At 70.5% G+C, this 22,340-nt stretch carries 20 protein-coding genes; 16 read left to right on the top strand and 4 right to left on the bottom strand.

The genetic code is table 11. From position 1 onward, the window contains the following. Nucleotides 1-89: 89 nt before the first annotated feature. From ABD993_RS17480 to ABD993_RS17470, 3 genes are all read left to right on the top strand, one after another. Entirely contained in the window at nt 90-1,634 is a 1,545-nt protein-coding gene (locus tag ABD993_RS17480; RefSeq protein ID WP_345419100.1) for a sugar ABC transporter ATP-binding protein, read from the top strand. A 107-nt stretch (nt 1,635-1,741) separates the two neighbouring features. Further along, on the top strand, nt 1,742-2,686 hold the full coding sequence (locus ABD993_RS17475) for an ABC transporter permease (RefSeq protein WP_345419097.1): 945 nt from the start codon (nt 1,742-1,744) through the stop codon (nt 2,684-2,686). Nucleotides 2,687-2,728: 42 nt separating this feature from the next. Beyond that, nucleotides 2,729-3,868, top strand: a complete 1,140-nt coding sequence (locus ABD993_RS17470; protein WP_345419094.1) for an amidohydrolase family protein — start codon at nt 2,729-2,731, stop codon at nt 3,866-3,868. 64 nt (nt 3,869-3,932) lie between these two features. Here ABD993_RS17470 and ABD993_RS17465 read toward each other — a convergent pair whose 3' ends face one another. Beyond that, nucleotides 3,933-5,093, bottom strand: a complete 1,161-nt coding sequence (locus tag ABD993_RS17465; protein ID WP_345419091.1) for an acyl-CoA dehydrogenase family protein — start codon at nt 5,091-5,093, stop codon at nt 3,933-3,935. A gap of 92 nt (nt 5,094-5,185) precedes the next feature. Here ABD993_RS17465 and ABD993_RS17460 point away from each other — a divergent pair, with 92 nt between their 5' ends. Further along, the gene (locus tag ABD993_RS17460) at nt 5,186-6,220 is read left to right on the top strand and encodes a phosphotransferase family protein (RefSeq protein ID WP_345419088.1); all 1,035 of its coding nucleotides are present in this window, start codon (nt 5,186-5,188) and stop codon (nt 6,218-6,220) included. A 37-nt stretch (nt 6,221-6,257) separates the two neighbouring features. Here the strand turns inward: ABD993_RS17460 and ABD993_RS17455 are convergent, their stop codons facing one another. After that, a complete protein-coding gene (locus ABD993_RS17455; protein WP_345419085.1) occupies nt 6,258-7,082 on the bottom strand; it encodes a coniferyl-alcohol dehydrogenase in 825 nt (274 codons plus the stop codon). 172 nt (nt 7,083-7,254) lie between these two features. On the opposite strand from ABD993_RS17455, the gene ABD993_RS17450 reads away from it, so the two are divergent. The 6 genes from ABD993_RS17450 to ABD993_RS17425 are packed head-to-tail and all read left to right on the top strand — an operon-like array spanning nt 7,255 to nt 13,730. Then, nucleotides 7,255-8,481, top strand: coding sequence for a CaiB/BaiF CoA transferase family protein (locus ABD993_RS17450; RefSeq protein WP_345419082.1), 1,227 nt, complete (start codon nt 7,255-7,257; stop codon nt 8,479-8,481). A 29-nt stretch (nt 8,482-8,510) separates the two neighbouring features. Beyond that, nucleotides 8,511-9,449, top strand: coding sequence for an enoyl-CoA hydratase (locus ABD993_RS17445; protein ID WP_345419079.1), 939 nt, complete (start codon nt 8,511-8,513; stop codon nt 9,447-9,449). 9 nt (nt 9,450-9,458) lie between these two features. Then, a complete protein-coding gene (locus tag ABD993_RS17440; RefSeq protein WP_345419076.1) occupies nt 9,459-10,586 on the top strand; it encodes an acyl-CoA dehydrogenase family protein in 1,128 nt (375 codons plus the stop codon). Continuing rightward, nucleotides 10,583-11,815: an acyl-CoA dehydrogenase family protein gene (locus tag ABD993_RS17435; RefSeq protein WP_345419073.1), complete on the top strand. Its 1,233-nt coding sequence runs from the start codon at nt 10,583-10,585 to the stop codon at nt 11,813-11,815. The genes ABD993_RS17440 and ABD993_RS17435 overlap by 4 nt, the downstream gene beginning before the upstream one ends. Beyond that, nucleotides 11,812-12,951 carry a beta/alpha barrel domain-containing protein gene (locus ABD993_RS17430; protein WP_345419070.1) on the top strand — a complete coding sequence of 380 codons (1,140 nt, stop codon included), beginning with the start codon at nt 11,812-11,814 and terminating at the stop codon, nt 12,949-12,951. The genes ABD993_RS17435 and ABD993_RS17430 overlap by 4 nt, the downstream gene beginning before the upstream one ends. Beyond that, complete coding sequence (locus ABD993_RS17425; RefSeq protein ID WP_345419067.1) at nt 12,948-13,730, top strand: enoyl-CoA hydratase/isomerase family protein; 783 nt, start codon at nt 12,948-12,950, stop codon at nt 13,728-13,730. Before ABD993_RS17430 ends, ABD993_RS17425 begins: the two co-directional genes overlap by 4 nt. A gap of 21 nt (nt 13,731-13,751) precedes the next feature. On the opposite strand, the gene ABD993_RS17420 is transcribed toward ABD993_RS17425, so the two are convergent. Then, on the bottom strand, nt 13,752-13,949 hold the full coding sequence (locus ABD993_RS17420; protein WP_345419064.1) for a ferredoxin: 198 nt from the start codon (nt 13,947-13,949) through the stop codon (nt 13,752-13,754). Between the two features lie 201 nt (nt 13,950-14,150). On the opposite strand from ABD993_RS17420, the gene ABD993_RS17415 reads away from it, so the two are divergent. After that, the gene (locus tag ABD993_RS17415) at nt 14,151-14,810 is read left to right on the top strand and encodes a TetR/AcrR family transcriptional regulator (protein ID WP_345419061.1); all 660 of its coding nucleotides are present in this window, start codon (nt 14,151-14,153) and stop codon (nt 14,808-14,810) included. A 16-nt stretch (nt 14,811-14,826) separates the two neighbouring features. Here the strand turns inward: ABD993_RS17415 and ABD993_RS17410 are convergent, their stop codons facing one another. Beyond that, the gene (locus ABD993_RS17410) at nt 14,827-15,660 is read right to left on the bottom strand and encodes an NAD(P)-dependent oxidoreductase (protein ID WP_345419058.1); all 834 of its coding nucleotides are present in this window, start codon (nt 15,658-15,660) and stop codon (nt 14,827-14,829) included. Nucleotides 15,661-15,831: 171 nt separating this feature from the next. Between ABD993_RS17410 and ABD993_RS17405 the strand changes: the two genes are divergently transcribed. The 5 genes from ABD993_RS17405 to ABD993_RS17385 are packed head-to-tail and all read left to right on the top strand — an operon-like array spanning nt 15,832 to nt 22,260. Further along, a complete protein-coding gene (locus tag ABD993_RS17405; RefSeq protein ID WP_345419055.1) occupies nt 15,832-17,061 on the top strand; it encodes a CaiB/BaiF CoA transferase family protein in 1,230 nt (409 codons plus the stop codon). A 48-nt stretch (nt 17,062-17,109) separates the two neighbouring features. Further along, on the top strand, nt 17,110-18,303 hold the full coding sequence (locus ABD993_RS17400; RefSeq protein WP_345419052.1) for a cytochrome P450: 1,194 nt from the start codon (nt 17,110-17,112) through the stop codon (nt 18,301-18,303). Further along, nucleotides 18,300-19,754: an aldehyde dehydrogenase family protein gene (locus ABD993_RS17395; protein ID WP_345419049.1), complete on the top strand. Its 1,455-nt coding sequence runs from the start codon at nt 18,300-18,302 to the stop codon at nt 19,752-19,754. Before ABD993_RS17400 ends, ABD993_RS17395 begins: the two co-directional genes overlap by 4 nt. After that, nucleotides 19,751-21,400, top strand: coding sequence for a thiolase C-terminal domain-containing protein (locus ABD993_RS17390; protein ID WP_345419046.1), 1,650 nt, complete (start codon nt 19,751-19,753; stop codon nt 21,398-21,400). Before ABD993_RS17395 ends, ABD993_RS17390 begins: the two co-directional genes overlap by 4 nt. Nucleotides 21,401-21,447: 47 nt before the next feature. After that, on the top strand, nt 21,448-22,260 hold the full coding sequence (locus ABD993_RS17385) for an alpha/beta fold hydrolase (protein WP_345419043.1): 813 nt from the start codon (nt 21,448-21,450) through the stop codon (nt 22,258-22,260). Nucleotides 22,261-22,340 lie beyond the last annotated feature (80 nt).

Here is a 22,340-nt window from a genome sequence, read left to right as displayed (position 1 = left end):
CCAACAAGTAGTTACGGTGACGGTCATCTCGATGCGGGGCGGCCGATGAGCTGCGGCGGCCTGCTCAGCGGAAGGGCCAGTGTTCATCGATGAATGACGGTCAGACATCGGGGGTCCTGCACGTGGCGGGCCTGAGCAAGACCTTCCCCGGTACCCGGGCGCTGCAGGACTTCTCGATCGACCTCCACCCGGGACGGGTGCACGCGCTCGTCGGGCAGAACGGGTCCGGCAAGTCGACCTTCATCAAGGTCCTCGCCGGATTCCACGCGCCGGACCCGGGGGCGGAGGCGACCATGCACGGCGCGCCGCTGCGCCTGGGGGACCCCGCGGCCGCCTACGCGGCCGGACTCCGGTTCGTGCACCAGGACCTCGGCCTCGTCATGACCGAGAACGCGATGGACAACCTCGCCCTGGGTGTCGGCTACCGGACGCGGGGACCCGCGCACATCAGCTGGCGCGCTCAGGAGGAGTCAGCGCGCTCGCTCCTGACGTCCCTCGGGCACGAGTTCGACGTGACGGTGCCCGTGGAGCGGCTCAGCGCGGTGGAACGGACCACCCTGGCGATCGCCCGGGCGATGCAGGGCTGGGACGAGCGGGCCGGTCTCCTGGTGCTCGACGAGCCGACGGCCACGATGCCGGCGCGTGACGTCGACCGGGTGCACGACCTGGTTCGCCGCGTCACCGAGCTGGGCTCGTCCGTGCTCTACGTGTCGCACCATCTGCAGGAGGTCTTCGACCTGGCCCACCGGGTGACCGTGCTGCGCGACGGGCGAGAGGCGGCGACCCTCGACATCGCCGAGACGACGCCGGACCACGTCGTCGAGCTCATGACCGGGGGCATCTGGGTGGCCGAGGCGGCGCGGGAGCGGAAGCCGGTCGACGGCGACCCCGTCCTCGAGATCCGAGGCCTCGCGTGTGACGTCCTGGACGCCCTCGACCTCGAGGTCCGTCCGGGCGAGGTGGTGGGCGTCGCCGGCATCGACGGCTCCGGCCGCGATGAGGTCGCCGGTGGCGTCTTCGGCTCCCGGACACGGCGGGGGACCGTGCGGGTGGCGGGTGTCGAGCTCGCGCCCGACCGTCCGCACGAGGCGGTTGGGCTCGGCGTCGGCCTCGTCCCTCGGGACCGACACGCCGACGGGCTGGTGATGGAGTTCAGCGTGCTCGAGAACCTGACCCTGGCCCGGCTCAAGGACTTCTTCTCCGGGTTGGTGCTGCGGACGTCGCGGGAGCGGTCGGACGTCGAGGCCTGGATCGACCGGCTCCGGATCAAGGGCGGACGGGACACCTCGGTCAACGCACTCTCGGGCGGGAACCAGCAGAAGGTCGTCATAGGCAAATGGCTGCGGCTCAAGCCACGCGTCCTCCTGCTCGAGGAGCCGACCCAGGGCGTCGACATCGCGGCCAAGGAGGAGGTCCACGTCCTGATCGAGGAGGCGGCGCAGAGCGGCGCGGCGGTGCTCGTCTGCTCGAGCGACGAGGCCGAGCTGGTCCGACTCTGTTCGCGGGTGCTCGTGCTGTCACAGGGGCGGGTCGTGGCCGACCTCGCCGGCGCCGAGATCCGGGAGGAAGCGATCATCAAACCGAGCCTCGGCATCCCCACTGCGCGGGACAGGGCGAAGGAGACCATCGGATGAACCAGGCACGGACGACGGCCCCCGTCGAGGAGGGAGGGCCCACGGAGCCGGCCCCGGGGGAGCCGCCCTCCGACCGCTCGCGTCGCCGGCCGCGCATCGATCTCAACATGTCGCGCTTCAGCGGCCTCTACCTCATCGGCCTCCTCGTCGTCGTCTACTCGCTGTGGCTGCCGGAGACCTTCTTCAACGCCGACAACGCGCGGGTGATCCTCTCGAGCGAGGCGATCACCGGGATCCTGACGCTGGGACTGATGGTGTCGCTGATCAGCGGCGTGTTCGACCTCTCGGTGGCGGCGAACATGAGCTGGTCGACCATCTTCCTGGGCTGGTTGCAGGCGGTCGTCGGGGTCGACTGGGTCTTGAGCATCGTGCTGACCCTCGCGTTCGGGGTCCTCATCGGCGTTCTCAACGCCGTCGTCGTGACCGTGCTCAAGGTCGACTCCGTGATCGGGACGCTGGGTATGTCCTCGGTGCTCGCCGCGGCGACCTACTGGCTCTCCGACGGACAGTCGATCGTCGGTGGCCTCGACCCGGCGTTTCGCGAGCTGGGGTCGAGCAAGTGGCTCACCATCCCGGCGCCGGTCTACTACTTCGCGGTCATCGCGCTGGTCCTCTGGTACCTGTTGAGCTACACCCCGGCCGGGCGCTACCTCTACTCGGTCGGGTCGAACATGTCGGCCGCGCGGCTGTCGGGGCTGAAGGTGGTGCGCCTACAGTGGTTCGGCCTCATGACGTCCGCCGCGGTCGCCGCGTTCGCAGGCATCGTGTTCACGGCCCAGCTCGGCACGGCCTCGTACGACTCGGGGGCCCCCTACCTGCTCCCGGCCTTCGCGGCGGCGTTCCTCGGTGCGACCCAGGTCCGTCCCGGCCGGTTCAACGTCTGGGGGACCCTGATCGCCATCTACCTGCTGGCCATCGGCGTCAAGGGGCTCGAGCTGCAGTGGCCGGGCGAGCCCTGGATCCGTGACCTCTTCGAAGGAATCGTCCTCATCGTCGCCGTGGCTCTGGCGGCGCGCTCCGCCGCACGGCGCATGGCCTCCCGCGCCCGCTGACGTGGCATCACCGACACCCGAAACCCGAGAGAGGTCCACTCCATGCCCCTGACCGACGACGTCAAGGTCATCTCGGTCGACGACCACATCGTCGAGCCGCCGCACGTCTGGCAGGGACGGCTCCCGGAGAGGTACCGGGAGGACGCCCCGCACATCATCGAGGACCCGGACACCCACGACCAGGTCTGGGTCTGGGAGGGTCGGCGCTACCCGCTCGTGCTCATGGGGTCGCCGAAGACGCGCGTCTTCACGAACGGCGGCGGCGCGGACGAGCTGCGCACCCATCGCTACGACGGCGTCGTCCCCGGCGTCTACGACGCGAAGGCGCGGGTCGCGGCGATGGACGAGGACGGGATCCACGCCCAGGTCAACTTCCCGACGTTCCCCCGCTTCGCCGGGACGCTGTTCCTTCAGGCACAGGACAAGGAACTCGCGCACCTCATCGTCAAGGCCTACAACGACTGGCTCATCGACGACTGGTGCGCCACGGCCCCCGACCGCTTCATCGCCTCGATCCTGCTCCCGCTCTGGGACCCGCAGGCCTCGGCAGCCGAGATCCGGCGCTGCCGGGACAAGGGCGCCCTGTCGATCTCCTTCCCGGAGAACCCCGCACCCCTCGGCCTGCCGTCGTACTGGACCCGCAACTGGGATCCGGTGTTCGATGCCGCCATCGAGACGGGGATGCCGCTCTCCATGCACATCGGGACCTCGGGGGGCCTGCCGCACCCGGCGCCCGAGTCGTCCGAGAACGTCGAGATCTCCCTCTGTGGCCTGAACTCGATGGAGACGATGGCGGACCTCGTCTTCTCCGGCATCCTGCAGCGCTTCCCGAACATCAAGATCGCCCTGTCCGAAGGTGGCGCGGGGTGGGTGCCCTACATCGTCGAGCGCATGCAGTACACCTGGGAACGGACGCGCATGGAGGTCGACCGCTCGGTCTCGCCCCGCGAGCTCTACGACCGCCACTTCTGGACCTGCTTCATCAGCGACGACGTCGGCATCACGCTGCGACACGACATCGGCATCAAGAAGCTCATGTTCGAGACGGACTATCCCCACAACGACACGAACTGGCCGGACAGCCGGAAGGTGCTGGCCAAGATGCTCGCCGACGTCCCGGACGACGAGGCCAGACGCATCGCCGAGCTCAACGCCCGCGAGCTCTACAACTTCTGGTCCTGACCCGTCGCCGGCCCGGACCCTCGTCGGTCCGGGGCCGGCGCGCTCTCAACGACCCACCAGGGGCTCACGGTTTTCGGTCGGAGAGGCCGAGGGACCGGCCGATGATCTCCTTCATGATCTCGGTGGAGCCGCCGAAGATGGTCTGGACGGTCGCGTCGGCGTGGATCTGCGAGATGGGGTACTCGCGCATGAAGCCGTAGCCGCCGTGCAGCTGCACACAGGCGCGGGCGACCTTCTGCTGCAGCTCGGTGCACCACCACTTCGCCTTCGCGGCGTCTACGGCGGTCAGGGCACCCTCGCGGAGGAGGTGGACGGCGCGGTCGACGTACTGCTGGGCGAGGTCGACCTCCGTGTCCAGCTCGGCGAGGACGAACCGGCTGTTCTGGAAGGACCCGATCGACCGGCCGAAGGCGCGCCGGTCGCGGACGTGGGTGAGGGTCATCTCGAGGGCGGCGCGGCTGGTCGCCACGGCACCGACGGCGATGGACAGCCGCTCCATCGGGAGGTTGGACATCAGGGAGGCGAAGCCGGTCCCTGCCTCACCGAGCACGTTCTCCTGAGGGATTCGCACCTCGTCGAAGTGCAGCTCGGCGGTGTCCTGGGCATGCATGCCCGCCTTCCTCAGCCGCCGCCCGCGCGTGAACCCCGGCATGTCGCGTTCCACGACCAGCAGGGACATGCCCTGGTGCGCGGGGACCTCGGGGTCCGTCCGGCAGGCGACGATGACGAGGTCGGCGTTGATGCCACTCGAGATGAAGGTCTTGGAGCCGGAGAGGACCCAGTCGGAGCCGTCGCGAACCGCGCGGGAGCGGATGCCCTGCAGGTCCGATCCGGCGTCCGGCTCCGTCATCGCCACCGCGGCGATGAGCTCGCCGCGGGCGAACCGGGGGAGCCACCGGCGGCGCTGTTCAGCGGTCGTGAGATGCAGGAGGTAGGGGGCGAGGATGTCGTTCTGGAGGCGGAACGCCACGCCGGTGGCGTTGATCCGGCAGGTCTCCTCGGTGACGACGACGTTGAAGCGGAAGTCGTCGACTCCGAGGCCGCCGTACTCCTCGGGAACGGAGAACCCCAACAGCCCCTGCCGGGCGGCCTCGACGTAGACCTGCCGGTCCACGATCCCCGCCTCCTCCCACTCGGTGTGATGCGGGGCGACAGCTCGCGCAAGGAACTCGCGGACGGTCGTCCGGTACTGCTCGTGGTCGGTGTCGAAGAGATCGCGCTGCATGAGGTCCTCGCGGCTGGACGGACGGGGGTCGAGGTCGAGCCTAGAAAGTTGACAGTCAGCCAGCAAGTAGAAGTCGTCATGGAAGGGGCGTCGTGAACGCAACGCCGGAACTGCAGACTCCGGAGCCCGCACTGCAGGCGTGGCTCGAGACGACACTCGACGGGGACGGGCCCTACGGGCTCGAGCCACTCCAGGTGGGCGGGACCTCGAACGAGATGTGGGTGGTCCATGACGCCGGGCAGGGGCGATGGGCCCTCCGCATGCCGCCGGAGATCAAGAACGCGCCGACGGCACACGACGTCACCAGGGAGTTCCGGCTCCTGGCCGCGTTGGAGGGCACCGCGGTCCCGCACCCCGGGCCGGTCGCGCTCTGCGCTGACCCGGAGGTGCTCGGCCGCCCGTTCTACGTCATGGCGCACGTCGACGGCGTGGCGCTGCGAGACCCCCTTCCCGACTGGGCGAACGATGCGGAGGTGCGTGCCGGCATCGGCCGAGAGCTGGTCGACGGGGTGGCGGCGTTGAGCGAGGTCGACTGGCGGGCGCGCGGGCTCGACGGGTTCGGGCGCCCCGACGGGTTCCTCGAGCGACAGGTCCCGCGCTGGATGGGGCAGCTCGCCAAGTACCGGACGAGGGACCTGCCGGGTGTGGAGGATCTGGCGGACTGGCTCGCTTCCCGGCGCGTCCCCGAGCAGAGCCCCGCGCTGCTCCACGGTGACTACAGCCTGTTCAACGTGCTGTTCCGCCCCGGCGCGCCCGCCCGGCTCGTGGCCATCGTGGACTGGGAGACCGCCACGGTCGGGGATCCGCTCGTCGACCTCGGCTGGTTGGTGGCCCAGTGGAGCGAGCCCGGGCAGGAGCCCGTGATCGCGGGTGGGGTCACCCAGCTGACGGGGATGGGTCCACGCAAGGCGCTCGTGGAGCGGTACGCGGCGCGGACGGGTCGCGAGGTCGGCGAGATCGCCTTCTACGCCGCCCTCGCCACCTTCAAGCTGGCCTGCATCGTCGAGGGGGCGTGGTTCCGGTACGCCTCGGGGCGGAGCGGCAACCCTCGCCACGCCCGCTTCGAGCGGCTCGTCCCCGATCTCGTCAGGCACGGACTCGAGATCACTCGTGGCACGTGGATCTGAGTCCACCCGCCGGGGTCGGGCGGGTGGACCCGGCGGGTCAGGTCCTCCGGTGGTAGCCCAGGATCGAGCCGTCGATCTGTCCCGTCATGGCCGCTCCCATGAAGCCGCCGTCCACCCACAGGTTCTGGCCGGTCACGTAGCTCGCGGCGTCGCTGCAGAGGAACACCAGCGCGCGGGCCTGTTCCTGCGGCTGGGCCAGCCGGCCCAGCGGCTTCGGGATCGCGTCGAGAGCGGCGTCGCCGAGGCGCCGCCTCGTGTCGTCGAGGAACGGTGTGTCCGTCACCCCGGGGCCGATGGCGTTGACGCGCACGCCGCGCTCCGCGAGCTGGGCAGCCCGGCGCATCGTGTAGACGATCACCGCGCCCTTCGAGATCCCGTACGCGTTCTTCTCGACGGCCTCGGAGTGTTCGGCGCACCACGTGAGACCGTCGGTGACGTCTGCGGTGTCGACCAGCGACTCGAGCTGGGCCAGGCGGTCCTCCCAGTCGACAGCTCCGGTGGAGGAGATGGTGCCGATGGCCCCGCCCACCCGCAGACGGGGGATCAGGGCCTCGGTCAGGTGCCGCATACCGAGGAAGTTGACGGCCATGACCTGCAGCGGAGGCAGGGCGCCCGACACTCCCGCACAGTTCACGAGGACGTCGATCTCGGCGGGGAGCGCCGCCACGCCGTCGTCGATGCTCGCCGGGTCCTGGAGGTCGACCCGGACGAACTCGTGCCCGCCCGACGGCGGCTCGTTGCGATCGACGCCGACCACGCTGGCGCCGAGCGTCGTCAGCTCCTCGGCGACGGCGCGCCCCATGCCGGACGAGCACCCGGTCACGACCGCGGTCCGCCCCGTGAATCGCCAAGGATCAGTCATGTGTCTTCTCGTCCTCCGTCGTCGGTCGGCGCCGTCGCGAGGGACGGTGCCAGAGCTGGATTTGACGGTCAACCGACAACTATCTTCACCCACGTGGAATCGGATTCAAGTTGCTGGTTGACCGACAACATACTAGCCTTCCACGGACGACCTGTTCGAGGACGGAGCTGACGTGGGCCCTCTCGCCGGAGTGACCGTGATCGACCTGACGCGGGCGTTGTCCGGGCCGTACGCCACGCTGTTGCTGGCAGGCCTCGGCGCGACCGTGATCAAGATCGAGGAGCCCGGGGCCGGGGACGTGGCCCGGGGCAACGTCCCGTATGCGGGTCGGGGGGGCCTGTCCCGGGTTCCGGTCGAGCCGGACGACATGTCGGTACCGTTCCTCGAACGGGGTCGGGGAAAGCTCGGTGTCACCCTCAACCTGAAGCACGCCGGCGCTCGGGAGGTCCTCGCGGACCTGATCCGGGGGGCCGATGTCCTGGTCGAGAACTTCAGCGCGGGAACCGCGGACCGGCTGGGCGTCGGTTACTCGTGGGCCCACTCGGTCAACCCGCGGCTGGTCTACACGTCCATCAGCGGCTCGGGTGCGACCGAGGTGGGTGACACGAAGGCCTACGACCTGATCACCCAGGCCCTCAGCGGACTCACGATGACGACCGGGTCCTCGGGCGAGCCACCCGTTCGAGCGGGTCTCCCGTTCGGCGACGCGATCGCCCCGCTCTTCGCCGTGATCGGCACGGTCTCGGCCCTGTTCGCGGCACAGGAGTCGGGAGAGGGCCAGCACGTCGACGTGTCCATGCTGGGGGCGTTGACCTCGATGGTCGCCATCGAGCCGTGGCAGGCCTACGACGCCGTCGGCATGTCCGCGCGGACGGGGAGCTTCCTGAACCGCCTCGCGCCGTTCGGGCTCTTCCCGGCGAAGGACGGCGAGGTCGCGGTCTGTGCCGCGAACGATCGGTTCTTCGCCCGGCTGCCCGCGGCGATCGGGCGGCCGGAGCTACTGGAGGACGACCGATTCGCCCGTCGTGCGCACCGTGCGGCCAACGCCGACGCCATCCACGCGATCGTCGCAGAGTGGACCCGGGTTCGCACGGTGGAGGAGGTCGTCAGACTGCTGAGCGCCGCCGACGTGCCCGCCGCCCCGGTGCGTACTCCGGTGGAGGCCGTCACCGACGCACGGGTTCGCGCGCGCGGGGAGACCGTCGCGCTCAGCCATCCCGTGTACGGGCCCGTCGGCGACGTGGTCGCGAGCGGCCTGCCCATCGTGTTCTCCCGCGACACCGCGGAGATCGACGGCGATGCACCGCTCCTCGGCCAGGACAACGACCGGGTGTACGGGACCGTCCTCGGCTACGAGCGGGAGAGGCTCGACGCGATGGCGGCCGACGGACTCATCTGATGACTGACCCAGACGACAAGGAGACCCCCGTGAGCGAGTACACCTACGTCACCACCAGCAGGAGCCAGGACGGCCGCGTCGCCCGGATCATGCTCAACCGCCCGGAGGCGAGGAACGCCCAGAACCGCGGGATGCTCGTGGAGCTCGACCATGCGCTGATGGCGGCGGAGGCGGACGACTCGGTTCGCGTCGTCATCCTGGGTGGGGAGGGGCCGATGTTCTCCGCGGGGCACGACATGGGCTCGAAGGTGCGCCTCGTGGAGCGCACGCCGGGCCCGAACCAGCATCCGTCGACGCTGGTGAACGGCGGCACGCGTGCGGGCGCCGAGCAGCGGATGCTGCAGGAGTGGCACCACTTCTTCAACAACACCCGCCGCTGGCGGGACCTGCGGAAGATCACGATCGCCGAGGTGCACGGGAAGGTCTACGCGGCGGCCCTCATGTTGGCGTGGAGCTGTGACCTCATCGTGGCGGCCGAGGAGACGACGTTCGCCGACGTCGTCGGTACCCGGCTCGGGATGTGCGGGGTCGAGTACTTCGCCCACCCGTGGGAGTTCGGCCTGCGCAAGACCAAGGAGCTCATGCTGACCGGAGACTCGATCGACGCCGAGGAGGCGTACCGGCTCGGCTCGGTCTCCAAGGTCTTCCCGGCGGACAGCCTGCGGGCCGACACGGACGCCTTCGCCGCCCGGATCGCCGCCCTTCCGACGATGACGGCGCTGCTGATCAAGGAGGCCGTGAACCAGACGGCGGACAACATGGGCTTCCACAATGCGTTGAACGCGTGCTTCAGCCTGCACCAGATCAACCACTCGCACTGGGCGGAGATGCACGAGGACAAGGTGCCGCGAGCGCACGAGTCCGACGGTGTCGCCAACTGGAAGGACGCGCCGCCGGTGACCCCCGCGGTCAAGGACCGGCCCGGTCTCGAGGTCGCCTCGGTGGCCGCCCCGTCCGAGGCGGGCTGACCGTCGGTCATGGAGCTCGACCTGACCGAGGACCAGCAGCTCGTCCGCGAGACGGCGACGCGATTCATCGCCGAGCGGAACCCGGCCGAGCGGGTGCGGGAGGCGATCGAGAAGGGGATCCGGCTCGACGCCGCGGACCTCGCCCGGCGCGCCGAGCTCGGGTGGTATGCGACGTTCGTCAGCGAGGCCTTCGGCGGAGGTTCGGTGTCCGGGGTGCCCATGGCGGACGCCGCGATCCTGGCCGAGGTGCGCGGTGCCGCTCTCCAGCAGGATCCGTTCGTGGAGGTCAACGGCGCCGCCGCCGTCCTCCAGGCCTATGGCTCGGAGGCCCAGCGGGCCGCGTTGTTGCCGGGGATCGTCTCGGGTACGTCGCTGACCGCACAGGTCGCCTCGGGAGACGGCACCTGGGGCGGTGTGGCGCGCGCCGTGCCGGGGCCATCCGAATGGCATCTCACCGCACGCTCGCTCCTGCTGCCGGACTGCGCGGAGGTGGAGCACATCCTGGTGGTGGCGACGGACGAGGCGACCGGTCGCGAGCGGTACTTCGTCGTCCCGCTCGACGCTCCCGGCGTCGACGTGAGTGGTCTGGAGACCCTGGACCCGACCCAGCCCCTCGTCGCCGTCACCTTGTCCGACGTCGTGGTGCCTCGCTCCGCCGTCGTGGGAACGAGCGGGGCGGTCACCTACGGGCGGAGCGTCGCTACGGCGCTGGCGGTGGCCGAGACCGTGGGTGCCATGACGCAGCTGCTCACGATGACCTGCGAGTACGCCTCGCAGCGGGTCGCCTTCGGCAGGCCCATCGGCTCCTTCCAGGCGCTCAAGCACCTGCTGGCCGACCTTTCGGTGGTGCAGGAGTCCGCGGAGGGTGTCTCCGCGGCCGCCACGCGGTCGGCGTCGAGTCCCACCGACCACACCGCGGAGGTCGTCAGCCTCGCCAAGCTCCACCTCGGCGAGCGCGCGGTGTCGTTCGCCCAGGACTGCCTGCAGGTCTTCGGTGGCATCGGTTTCACCTGGGAGCACGACCTCCACCTCTACATGCGGCGGCTCACCGCCTCCGCCGCGCTGCACGGCACCACCACCTTCCACCGCGAGTGCGTTCGAGCGCACCACACCGACCAGCTGGAGGCGGGCGAGTGAGCCTCGATCTCGACGAGTTCCGGGCAGCGCTTCGGGCGTGGCTCCCGGCCAACCTGGACCGGCGGGGACGAGCCGTCGGCGACCCTTACGCGCCGGAGCACGTCGCCGAGCACCGCCTGATCCAGCGACGGCTCTGGGACGGCGGGTACGCCGGGCTGAGCTGGCCGCAGGACTTCGGTGGAGGCGGGCTCTCCCGTGAGCACGAGCAGGTCTTCGCGGCCGAGGCCAAGGAGTTCGTCACCCCCGACTTCGGTGTCCTCGGGGTGACCACGTTCGGGTCCTGCGTACCGACGATGATCCGCCACGCCACCCCGGAGTTCCTGGCCCGGCACGTGCCCGCGGTCCTGCGCGGCGAGGAGCTCTGGTGCCAGTTCTTCTCGGAGCCGGCGGCCGGCTCGGACCTGGCCGGGGTGCAGACGCGGGCCGAGCGGACCGAGGACGGCGAATGGTCGTTGTCCGGGGCCAAGGTGTGGAGCTCGGCGGCCCACCTGGCCGACTGGGCCATGTGTCTGGCTCGGACCGACGCCGACGTCCCCAAACACAAGGGGCTGACCTGGTTCGCCGTCCCGACCGACGCTCCCGGTCTCACCGTGCGGCCGATCCGGATGAGCTCGGGGGAGCGCGACTTCTGCGAGGAGTTCCTGGACGGAGTGCCGGTGCCGGATGAGGACCGCATCGGCCCCGTCGACGGCGGCTGGGCGATCACCTCGACCCTCCTGGTCTACGAGCGCGGGGCGGGACGGCCCGCGGTCGACGAACACCCCGACGACCCGGGGCGCCTCGACGACGAGCTCGTCGACCTGGCCCGGCGGCAGGGACGAGCGGGGGAGACGGCGGTCCAGGACCTCATCGTCTCCGTTCATCTGCAGCGTTTCGTGAACGCACAGGTCAAGGCGCGTGCCGCGACCAGGACCCGGCTGGGCACGATGACCGCCGGGATGGCCTCGTTCGCCAAACTGACCGAGGCCGGGCTCGCCCCCGCCCGGTCGCGCGCCCTCATGGAGATCGGTGGCGCGGCATCCGTCGCGTGGTCACGGGGCGACGGCGACGCGGCTGCGGCGGCGAACACCTTCCTGGTGAGCAAGCGGCTCGCCGTGGCCGGGGGGACCGAGCAGATGCAACGCAACGCGATCTCCGAGCGCGTTCTGGGTCTGCCGAGGGAGCGGTCGGTGGACAGCGACGTACCCTTCCGCGAGGTGCAGCGGCGGGCGCGGGACTGGACGCCATGACCCGAGGGCTTCCGACCGTCCGGATAGTCGAGGAGGCACTCCGGGAAGGGGTGCAGATCGAGCGGGTCGGGATCGAGACGGCCGCGAAGGTCGAGCTCCTCGACGCGCTGTCCGCGACGGGGCTCGACGAGATCGTCGTCGGGTCCTTCGTCCGCGGCGACTGGGTGCCGCAGATGGCGCACGTCGAGGAGGTCATCGAGCGGATGACGGTCGTCCCGGGGGTGCGCTACCGGGCCCTGGTGCTCAATGACAAGGGGGCCGCCCGCCGGGACCGCTACGTGCCCCCACTGTCCGTCGACGCCTCTCCGCGGCTGACGGTGCACGCCTGCGACGTCTTCGCCCAGCGCAACACCAACCGCGGTCAGGCCGCCGAGCTGGCAGGCCTCACCGCCGCGGCGGACCGAGTCGGGCCGGGGGAGGAGCCGGCGACGGTCCGGGTCAACGCGGCCTTCGGCTCGAACTATCTCGGAGACGTCGAGCCCGAGCTGGTCCTCGGGCTCATCGCGCGCATGATGGATGTCTGGGAGCGGGCCGGGCGCCGCGTGGACACCGTCTGGCTGGGCGACCCGATGGGGTGGAACACCCCGCTCGGGGTCGAGCACCTGGTCACGCAGGTGATCGCCCGCTGGCCGCACGTCCGCCGCGTTCATCTGCACCTGCACGACCAGCGCGGTGCGGCCCTCGTCTCCGCCTACGCCGCGATCCGGGCCCTCGGAGCCGAGCACGAGCTCGTCCTGGACGCCGCCGTCGGCGGTGTCGGCGGCTGCCCCTACTGCGGCAACGGCCGTGCGGCGGGCATGATCGCCACGGAGGACCTCGTCGACATGCTGCAGGAGATGGGCATCCCGACGGGGATCGACCTCGACCGCCTCGTCGAGGCCGCCGTGCTCGCCGAGACGGTCTTCGGGCACCCCCTGTACGGCAAGGTGGCTCTGGCGGGCCCCCGACCACGAGGAGACCGCTTGTACCCGATGGACATGCCGCTGGTCGAGACCGTCGAGGAGGCAGCGCACTACCGGCTGGGTCCTGAGGCGTACGCCGGTGGCCTACGCCCGTGGCGACGTCCCGTCGCGAGCCCGCAGCGGGCGCGCGCCGAGCGAGGAGAACCGGTCGTCCACGTCGTGGAGCCGGGATGAACGCGCCCGCGGTGCTCGACGTCGAGCGGCGTGACCACGTCCTGTGGCTGACCATGAACCGGCCCGACGCGCTGAACGCCCTCAACCGGGAGCTGAAGAGCGCCCTGATCGCTCAGGCGGTCACCGCCACGAACGACCCGGACGTCTGGATCGTCGTCCTGCGCGGAGCGGGAGGGAGGGCGTTCAGCGTCGGCGCGGACCTGAAGGAGGTCCGCCGAGACGACGAGGGCGGCGCCTTCGAGGTCCCGATGCACGAGGTGTCCCGCAACGTCTACGAGGCCGTCCTCGAGATCACCAAGCCGACGATCGCGGTGGTCGACGGCTACGCCCTCGGCGGCGGCTTCGAGCTCGCCATGGCCTGCGACCTGCGGGTGGCCACCACACGGTCGGTCTTCGGGCTGCCGGAGTCGACCATCGGCATGGGGGCCACCTTCGGGTCGGTGCTGCTCCCACGGCTCGTACCCCGCGCCGTGGCGCTGGAGATGCTGTACTTCGGACGCAGGCTCTCCGCGACCGAGATGGTCGGCCACGGTCTGGTCAACCGGGTCTGGCCCGACGAGGAGCTCGACGTGCGGCTCGCCGAGTGGGTGGCCGAGCTGCGGACCAAGGCCCCGCTGACGCTGCAGCGCTACAAGGAGATGGCGACGAAGGGCTGGGAGCTCCCCGTCCCGGCCAACCTGCGGCTCAACGTCGGGCCCAACCCCTACACGGCGGAGGATCGCCAGGAGGGACTGGCTGCCTTCCGCGAGAAGCGTCCAGCGCGCTGGCGGGGGCGATGAACCGCCCCTGCCGGCGCGGCATCAGGGTTCGATCAGGCGCAGCGCGTTCTCCGGGCAGAGGCTCACGCCCTCCCGCGCCAGACCCGCCATCGCGCTCGGAACGTCATGGGGCTCGGTGAGGGTCGAGTACCCGTCGTCGTCCAGCGGGAACAGCTCCTCGGAGGCGACGCTGCATCGCGCGTGCCCGCTGCACGCCTGCCGGTCGACCTGAACCTTCATTCCGATCCCTCTCCTTCGAGATGCCACGCTGCCTCCGGACTATACTTGCTGCGCAACTACCAAGCAAAGGTGTCCAGTCGCTCTCGGTGCAGTCGCCGGATCCGTCCGACCTGCGATGAGTAGCATCTCTGGGCCAGAAGGCTCGGCACGCGCCGCGGGGTCGTGCACGGGCAGGCTCGCAAGGATCGGGGAGAGCAGTCGGTGGCGGCGAGACGCACTCAGAAGGAGCGCTCCGAAGCATCGACCCAGCGGCTGCTGAAGGCGGCCGGAGAGCTGGTGGTCGAGGGCGGTTACAAGGGGATGACGCTGGCTGCCGTCGGCGAGCGGTCCGGCTACAGCCGCGGACTGGTCACGGCGCGTTTCGGGTCGAAGGACAAGCTGCTGGAGCGGCTGATCGACGACATCACCAGCGCCTGGGGTCGGACGAACATCCTGTCCCGGTACCGGGGGGCGACCGGGCTCGAGCGGGTCTTGATCTTTCTGCGCGCGGTGCACGACCGCGCACAGCACGAGCCCGCGGCTCTCCGCCTCCTCTACGCCCTGATGTTCGAGGCGCTCGGCCCCGTTCCCGAGCTCCGCCAGCGCATCCTCGACTTCCATCGGGACCAGCAGACGGGGCTGACCAAGTCGGTCGAGTTGGGCATGCGCGACGGATCGATCCTCCCCGGGCTCTCCGCACAGGCCGAGGCCGAGATGATCCTCGGCGGGGTGCGCGGCGTGGCCTACCACTGGTGCCTCGATCCCGAGCGGTTCGACCAGGTGAGTGCGCTGGCGAACCTGACGGCGGCCGTCGAGCAGCGGCTCGCGCGTCCCCTCGACGGGGCCGAGCAGACGCGGTCCTCGATGGCCGACCCGGCCTGACCGGCCGAGAGGGGCGTCACGCGGGGGTGGCCACCTCGTCCGCCACGTCGGCGAGGGAGCTGATCGCGGTGGTGCCGAGCTTCAGCAGGTCCCGGGCATCCGCTCCGGCGTCCGCCGCCGCACGCGAGGCGTAGTCGACGTCCTTGGCGAGCATCCGAGCACCGTGGCGGACCCGGCTGCTTCCGACGTGCCCGGTGGCGAGCGGGCCCCCGACGAAGCCGTCGTAGGGCAGGGCGCGCACGAACTCGCTCATGATCTCTCGTGGCACACCGAGTTCCTCCGCGAAGTCCATCGCCTGACAGATGATCTCCACGTTCGCGGCGTACAGCAGGTTCATGGCGAGCTTGACCCGCTCGCCGCTGCCGAGGCCGCCCACGCGGCGGACGGTGCGGCCCAACTGCTCCAACGCGGGGCGACAGCGGTCGATCTGCTCGTCGTCGCCGCCGCAGGAGATCAGCAGCTCACCGGCGCGAGCGCGCACCGGACCTCCACAGACCGGCGCGTCGACCACTCCCACCCCGCGCGGGGCGAGCCGGTGCGCGATCTCGTCGCACGCGTCCGGGAGCACCGTCGAATGGACGACGACGAGGTCGCCGGGGTTCAGGCCCGGCGCCAACCGGTCGACGACCTCGACCAGAGCGTCGTCGTCCGTCACGCAGACGTGCACGACGTCGCAGCGGAGACCGAGGTCGGTGGGGGAGTCGGCCACCGCGACGCCGGCGGTGCGCAGCGGTGCGCAGCGCTCGGGGGAGCGTGCCCACGCGGCGTGCAGGAAGCCGCCGTCGGCGAGTCGCTCGGCCATGGGGAGCCCGAGGTCGCCCAGCCCGATGAAGCCGTGTCGGTCGGTCATGGCCACCTTCGTTGTTGGTTGACAAGCGAGGATATGGTTCCTAGGTTAGCGCCTGGCGGGGCTCGTGCCCGCGCTTGTTTCTTCCCTTCCGACGAGCCCGACCGGACCCCGACGGGCCGAACCGTCGTGCGCCGAGTGCGCGCCGGTTCCGCAGAGACCGGGAGCGACACTGTGACCGACAAGCCCATGGCCGGAGTGCGGATCCTCGAGGTGGCCCAGTTCACCTTCGTGCCTGCAGCCGGCGCGATCCTCGCGGACTGGGGCGCCGAAGTCGTCAAGATCGAACATTCGAGCCGGGGCGACGCCGCCCGGGGGCAGACCAACATCGGCTCGATCGACCTCGCCGCCGGCTCGTTCCGGCCGATCTTCCAGCACCCCAACCGCGGGAAGCGGTCCGTGGGTCTCGACCTCGCGCACCCCGCGGCCAAGGAGATCCTCTACGACCTGGCGCGGCGCAGTGACGTCTTCCTGACGAACTTTCTGCCCGACGCGCTGAGCCGTCTCGAGATCGACGTGGAGCACATCCGAGCCGTCAACCCGAGCATCGTCTACGCGCGAGGCAGCGGGTACGGCGCGCGAGGGCCGGACGCGGGGAAGCCCGCCTTCGACGCCACGGCCTTCTGGGCGCGGGGCGGGAGCTCGTTCGGGGTGACCCCGCCGGGTTCGGACCGCCCGCTCTACATGCCCGCAGGGGCGTACGGGGACTCCATGGGCGGGATCACCGTCGCCGCCGGCATCGCCGGCGCGCTCTACGCCCGTGCGACGACGGGGGAGGGCTCCGTCGTCGACGTGTCCCTCCTGGCGACCGGAGCCTGGGCCGCCGGGCTGAGTGTCAACCTCTCCCTGCTGTCGGGCGACCCGATGCCCCCCAACTCGCTGCCGGAGCCCGGCCCGGCCCGCAACCCCATCTACGGGGCGTTCCGGACCGCGGACGACCGTTGGATCCAGATCAGCATGCTGCAGGCAGGCCGCTACTGGGCCGACGTCTGCCGACACATCGACCGGCCCGAGCTCATCGAGGACGAGCGCTTCGACACCCTGCCGAAGCTGATGGCCAACGCCCCGGCGGCCAACGCGATCCTCGTCGAAGCCATCGCCGCGCACCCGCTCGCCCACTGGCAGAAGCGTTTCGAGACGCTGGAGGGGGCATGGGCGATCTACCAGAACAGCCTCGAGGTCGCCCAGGACCCACAGCTGCGCGCGAACGGCTACATCGCACCGGTGACGGACGTCGAAGGAAACGAGCGCGAGCTGCTCGCCAACCCGGTTCAGTTCGACGAGACCCCGCCAGCCCTCGTGCGCGCACCGGAGTTCGCCGAGCACACCGACGACGTGCTCCGCGAACTCGGCATCGACGAGGAGCGCCTCATCGAGCTCAAGCTGGCCGAGGCGATCACCTGAGACGGCCCCGCCCGCACGGATCCGACGACGTAGTCAGGAGAACCAACGATGGACCAGAGCCTCGTCGAGCACTTCGTCGAGCACTTCGACCACCACGACCCTCGGCTGGGGGCCGAGCCGGAGCCCATCTACGCGGCGATGCGCGCCGACCACCCCGTCGCCCACAGCGACGTCCACGGCGGATTCTGGGTGATCTCCGACTACGAGAACGCCCGCTACGTCCTGCAGCATCCCGAGCTCTTCACGACCCGCGAGACCGTCACCATCCCGCCCGGCCTGGGCAACGCGCGCCCGCTGCTCCCGTTGGAGCTGGATCCGCCGGAGCACGTGAAGTACCGCAACCTGCTCGCCCCCGTCTTCGCGCCGCGGCGGATCGAGGCCCTCGGCGAGAAGATCCGCGCCAACTGCGACCGGCTCATCGACGCGTTCATCGACCGGGGCGGGTGCGATCTCGTCTCCGAGTTCGCGTCGCCGCTGCCGTCCATGATCTTCGTCGAGATGATGGGGCTGCCCTACGAGCACTACACGCAGTTCCACACCTGGAAGGACGTCATCCTCCACGGCCACCACGACGACGTCGACGGATCCAAGCGGAAGGCTGCGGGACAGGAGGTCCACACCTACATCAACGAGCTCATCGGGCGGCGGAAGAGCGACCTGTCCGATGACATCATCAGCGTGCTGATCACCGCCGAGGTCGAGGGCGAGAAGCTCACGGACGAGGAGATCATCGACGTCACCTACCTCTTGTTCCTGGCCGGGCTCGACACGGTGACGTCGGCGATCAGCCTGAGCTTCCTGCACCTCGCGACGGACGCCGCCCGGCGGGAGGCCATCGTCGCCGACCCGTCGCTCATCCCCGCTGCGGTGGAGGAGCTGCTGCGGTACGAGTCGCTGGTGATGGCAGGCCGCACCGTCGTCGAGGACACGGAGGTCGGCGGGGTGGAGATGCGCAAGGGTGACCGGGTGCTGGTGAACACCATCTCGGCGAACCGGGACTCCACGTTCTTCGAGAACGCGGACGAGATCGACTTCTCCCGGCGGGAACGGCGTCACCTCGCCTTCTCCGTCGGGCCGCACCGGTGCGTCGGATCGCACCTGGCCCGGCTCGAGCTCCGCGTCGCCATGGAGCGGTTCCACCAGCGGATCCCGGACTACCGGGTGCCCGCCGAGGTCACGCCCAAGCGATACCTGACCTCTGTGGCGGGTATCGAGACCCTTCCGCTGGAGTGGACTCGATGACCGGGGCCTTCGACGGACCGAGCCCGCTGCTCGTCGGCCGCGAGCTGCGGGCCGCGGAGTCCGGCCGCACGTTCGAGAACATCGACCCCACCACGGAAGAGGTGCTCGGCCTCGCGGCCGACGGCACCCTGCGGGACGCCGATGCGGCGATGGCCGCGGCACGCGTCGCGTTCGACGACACCGGCTGGGCCGACGACCTCGAGTTCCGGCTGCACTGCCTCGTCCAGCTGAAGGCGGCCCTGGAGAAGAACGTCGAGGAGCTGCGCACCATCCTGGTCAAGGAGGCCGGCTGCCCGATCTCGTTCACACGCAGCGTGCAGCTCGACGGCGCTCTTGGCGAGATCGACCTCGCGATCGACCTCGCCCGGAGCTACGAGTGGGAGCGGCCGCTGGTCGCCGTCGGCGACAGGCTCTCCACCATCCGGCGAGAGCCTCGCGGGGTCATGGCGGCGATCACGCCGTTCAACTACCCGGCCTACCTCGACCTGCGGAAGATCGCGCCGGCGTTGGCGGCCGGTTGCACGACCATCCTCAAGCCGTCCCCCGAGACGCCGTGGTGCGCGGCGTACATCGCCAAGATGGCCTTCGAGCACACCGATCTGCCCCCGGGCGTGCTCAACGTGCTCACCTCCAGCGACACCGAGGTCGCGGCTTCGCTCACCTCCGACCCGCGGGTGGACATGGTGTCCTTCGTCGGCTCGACGGCGACCGGCCGCCGGATCATGCACCAGGCGGCGGACACACTGAAGAAGCTGGTGCTTGAGCTCGGAGGGAAGTCCGCATCGATCATCCTGGACGACGCCGACGTGGCGAAGGCGGCGGCCGTCGCTGCGGGGGTCGGGTTGCACGCGGGCCAGGGGTGCGGCCGACTCACGCGCTTCATCGTGCCCCGGTCCCGCTACGCCGAGGCGGTCGACGCCGCACGTGACGCGTTCGCGAGGATCCCGGTCGGAGATCCTGCGGACGAGGCCACCGTCCAGGGCCCCCAGGTCTCGGCCCACCAGCACCGCCGGGTGCTCGGTCTGATCGAGACCGCGAAGTCGGAGGGCGCCACGGTGGCGTTCGGGGGCAGCGGGCGTCCGCCGGGGATCGAGCGTGGCTACTTCGTGGAGCCCACGCTGTTCACCGACGTCGATCCGGACTCGACGATCGCGCAGACCGAGGTCTTCGGGCCCGTCGCCGTGATGATCCCCTTCGACACCGACGATGAGGCCGTCGCCATCGCCAACAACTCCAGTTACGGGCTGAGCGGTGCCGTGACCAGCGGTGACCCGAAGCGCGCCATGGCCGTCGCACGGCGAGTCCGTACGGGCCACCTGATCGTCAACGGTGCGGTGCCGGGTCTGGACACCCCGTTCGGCGGTTGGAAGCAGTCCGGCATCGGCGTCGACAGCGGGCTGATGGGCTTCGAGGAGCACCTGGCGGTGAAGAACATCGGGACACCCGCGTGAACGAGCAGGGCTGGGTCCGTGAGCCGCCACGCGTGACGCCGGAGAACGAGTTCTTCTGGCGTGGCGGCGAGGTGGGCGAGCTGCGCCTGCAACGCTGCACTACCTGTCAGACGCTCCGGCACCCGCCGGGCCCCGTGTGTCCGCGATGCGGTTCGGACGGCACCGAGATCGCGGCGGTGTCGGGCAGGGCGGTCGTCGAGGCGTGCACCGTGAACCATCGACGGTGGCATCCGGACGTCCCGGTGCCGTACGCCGTGGCCATCGTGTCCCTCGTCGAGGACCGCGAGGTCCGCCTGGTCACGAACATCGTGGGCTGCCCGCCCGAGGAGGTCCGGGTCGGGCAGTCGGTGCGCGTCGACTTCGAGCGCATCGATGGCGACGTCTGGGTGCCGGTCTTCCGCCCGGACGGTGCGTCCGACGTCGACCTCGGCCCGCCGCCGCCGGTCCCGACGGCCGCGGGGCTCCTCCTGCGGCGGCCACGCTTCGAGGACCGCGTGTCGATCTCGGGGGTGGGGCAGTCCGAGGTCGGGCGCAGGCTCATGCGTCCGCCGCTGTCCCTGACCGTCGACGCGTGCCGGGCGGCCCTCGACGACGCCGGACTCACCTGGGCCGATGTCGATGGTCTGTCGACCTATCCGGGGCCGGGGGACACGGGGATGGGCGAAGGGGGCATAGTGCCCCTCGTCGAGGCGCTGCGCCTGCAGCCCACCTGGTTCAACAGCGGGTTCGAGCTGCCCGGGCAGCTCGGGTCGGTGGTCGCCGCGATGCTCGCCGTGGCTTCGGGCCTCTGCCGGCACGTGCTGTGCTACCGGACCGTCTGGCAGTCCACCGAGGCCACGCTCGCCCGCGAGGGGCGGTTCGCGCCGGGAGCCGCGACTCCCATCTGGGGCCACGAATGGCGGGCGCCCTATGCCGCGTCGAAGGCGGTGAACCTGCTCGCCGCACGAGCGACCCGCTACATGCACACCTACGGTGCGACTCGCGAGATGCTCGGCTGGGTCGCCGTCACCGAGCGTCGACACGCCGGCGCGAACCCGGACGCGATCTACCGCACGCCGCTGACGATGGAGCAGTACCTGGCGGCCGAGCCGATCAGTACACCCTTCGGCATCTACGACTGTGACCTGCTCTGCGACGGTGCGGTCGCCGTCGTCGTCTCGGCCCGGGACGCGGAGGCGGACCTCGCGTCACCGCCCGTCCGCGTCGAGGCCGTCGGCACGCGGATCGTCGAACGGACGGCGTGGGACCAGGGCGTACTCACCCACGAACCGCAGATCTTCGGCCCTGCCGAGCACATGTGGAGCCGGACCGACCTGCGACCGGCGGACGTCGACGTGGCCGAGCTGTACGACGGGTTCACGTTCAACGCGGTGTCGTGGTTGGAGGCCCTGGGCTTCTGCGGGATCGGCGAGGCCAAGGACCTCGTGGACGGGGGCAAGGAGATCGGGCTCGACGGACGGATCCCGCTCAACACCCACGGAGGCCAGCTCTCGGCCGGGCGGCTGCACGGATACGGGTTCCTGTTGGAGGCCGTCGCTCAGCTGCGCGGCCGCGCCGGGGAGCGCCAGGTGTCGAACGCCCGAACCGCGGTCGTGACGAGCGGAGGCCTGACCCCGGGCGGGGCGATGCTGCTCCGCGCGCCCTGAGCGGGTACATTGCTGGTCGACAAGCAACGTAAACGTTGGAGGCCTCGGTGCCGTTCGCCGCTGTGAATGGTCAGCGACTCTGGTTCGAGGACTCCGGGGGAGTCTCGCCGGTCATCCTGATGGCGCACGCCTTCGGGATGTCGAGCTCGTCCTTCGACGCCCAGGTCGAGCTGCTCCAGTCGGAGTTCCGATGCGTCCGTTGGGACGCCCGGGGGTTCGGACGGACCGAGTTCGACGGCGGACCGTTCGACTTCTGGGACCAGGCGGCCGACGGTGTGGCGCTGCTGGCCCACCTCGGGATCGAGTCCGCGGTGTGGATGGGGCTCTCCCAAGGGGGGTTCATCGCCCTCCGGGCCGCCCTGCATCGTCCCGATCGGGTCACCGGTCTGGTCCTGGTCGACACGATGGCCGGCGTCGACGGTGAACGGTCGCTGCGGGCCAAGCGGGACCTCCTCGGATCGTGGGTCACCCACGGACTCGACGCGGATCGCCTGGCGACCTTCCTCAAGGTCACCTTCGGCGAGGTCGACCACGCCCCGCCGAAGATCGTCGCGAGCATGCACGAGATCGACCGAGCGGGCCTGGGGCGAGCGCTCGACTGTCTCCTGGACCGCGACGACATCCAGGGCCGGTTGCGGCACGTCGACGCGCCTGCCCTGGTCGTGCACGGCGAATGCGACCGTTCCATCGCCCTCGAGCGGGCCGAGGCCATGCGAGCGGACCTGTCGGGAGCCGAGCCCGTGGTGGTCATCCCGAGCGCGGGGCATGCCGCCTGCGTCACGCACCCTGACCTCGTGGCTCCGCACGTCGCGCGGTTCGTCCGTGCGCAGCAGTGCGACGAGACCCTCATCGGGCCCTGACCGCCGCGCGGCTGTTCGGAGGACTGCGCGACGGGCGGCGGACACGAGGGCGGGATCGTGAGATGCTCCGTGGCGCTGGA

Source organism: Pseudonocardia xishanensis (genome assembly GCF_039541715.1).
Lineage (GTDB): Bacteria > Actinomycetota > Actinomycetes > Mycobacteriales > Pseudonocardiaceae > Pseudonocardia > Pseudonocardia xishanensis.
This window is presented reverse-complemented; position numbering and strand designations above follow the sequence as displayed.

Coding starts and splice junctions, on each gene's coding strand:
- ABD993_RS17470 (WP_345419094.1), top strand. CDS start 2,729: ATGCCCCTGACCGACGACGTCAAGGTCATCTCGGTCGACGACCACATC.
- ABD993_RS17480 (WP_345419100.1), top strand. CDS start 90: ATGAATGACGGTCAGACATCGGGGGTCCTGCACGTGGCGGGCCTGAGC.
- ABD993_RS17440 (WP_345419076.1), top strand. CDS start 9,459: ATGGAGCTCGACCTGACCGAGGACCAGCAGCTCGTCCGCGAGACGGCG.
- ABD993_RS17425 (WP_345419067.1), top strand. CDS start 12,948: ATGAACGCGCCCGCGGTGCTCGACGTCGAGCGGCGTGACCACGTCCTG.
- ABD993_RS17410 (WP_345419058.1), bottom strand. CDS start 15,660: ATGACCGACCGACACGGCTTCATCGGGCTGGGCGACCTCGGGCTCCCC.
- ABD993_RS17395 (WP_345419049.1), top strand. CDS start 18,300: ATGACCGGGGCCTTCGACGGACCGAGCCCGCTGCTCGTCGGCCGCGAG.
- ABD993_RS17455 (WP_345419085.1), bottom strand. CDS start 7,082: ATGACTGATCCTTGGCGATTCACGGGGCGGACCGCGGTCGTGACCGGG.
- ABD993_RS17475 (WP_345419097.1), top strand. CDS start 1,742: ATGTCGCGCTTCAGCGGCCTCTACCTCATCGGCCTCCTCGTCGTCGTC.
- ABD993_RS17465 (WP_345419091.1), bottom strand. CDS start 5,093: ATGCAGCGCGATCTCTTCGACACCGACCACGAGCAGTACCGGACGACC.
- ABD993_RS17430 (WP_345419070.1), top strand. CDS start 11,812: ATGACCCGAGGGCTTCCGACCGTCCGGATAGTCGAGGAGGCACTCCGG.
- ABD993_RS17420 (WP_345419064.1), bottom strand. CDS start 13,949: ATGAAGGTTCAGGTCGACCGGCAGGCGTGCAGCGGGCACGCGCGATGC.
- ABD993_RS17400 (WP_345419052.1), top strand. CDS start 17,110: ATGGACCAGAGCCTCGTCGAGCACTTCGTCGAGCACTTCGACCACCAC.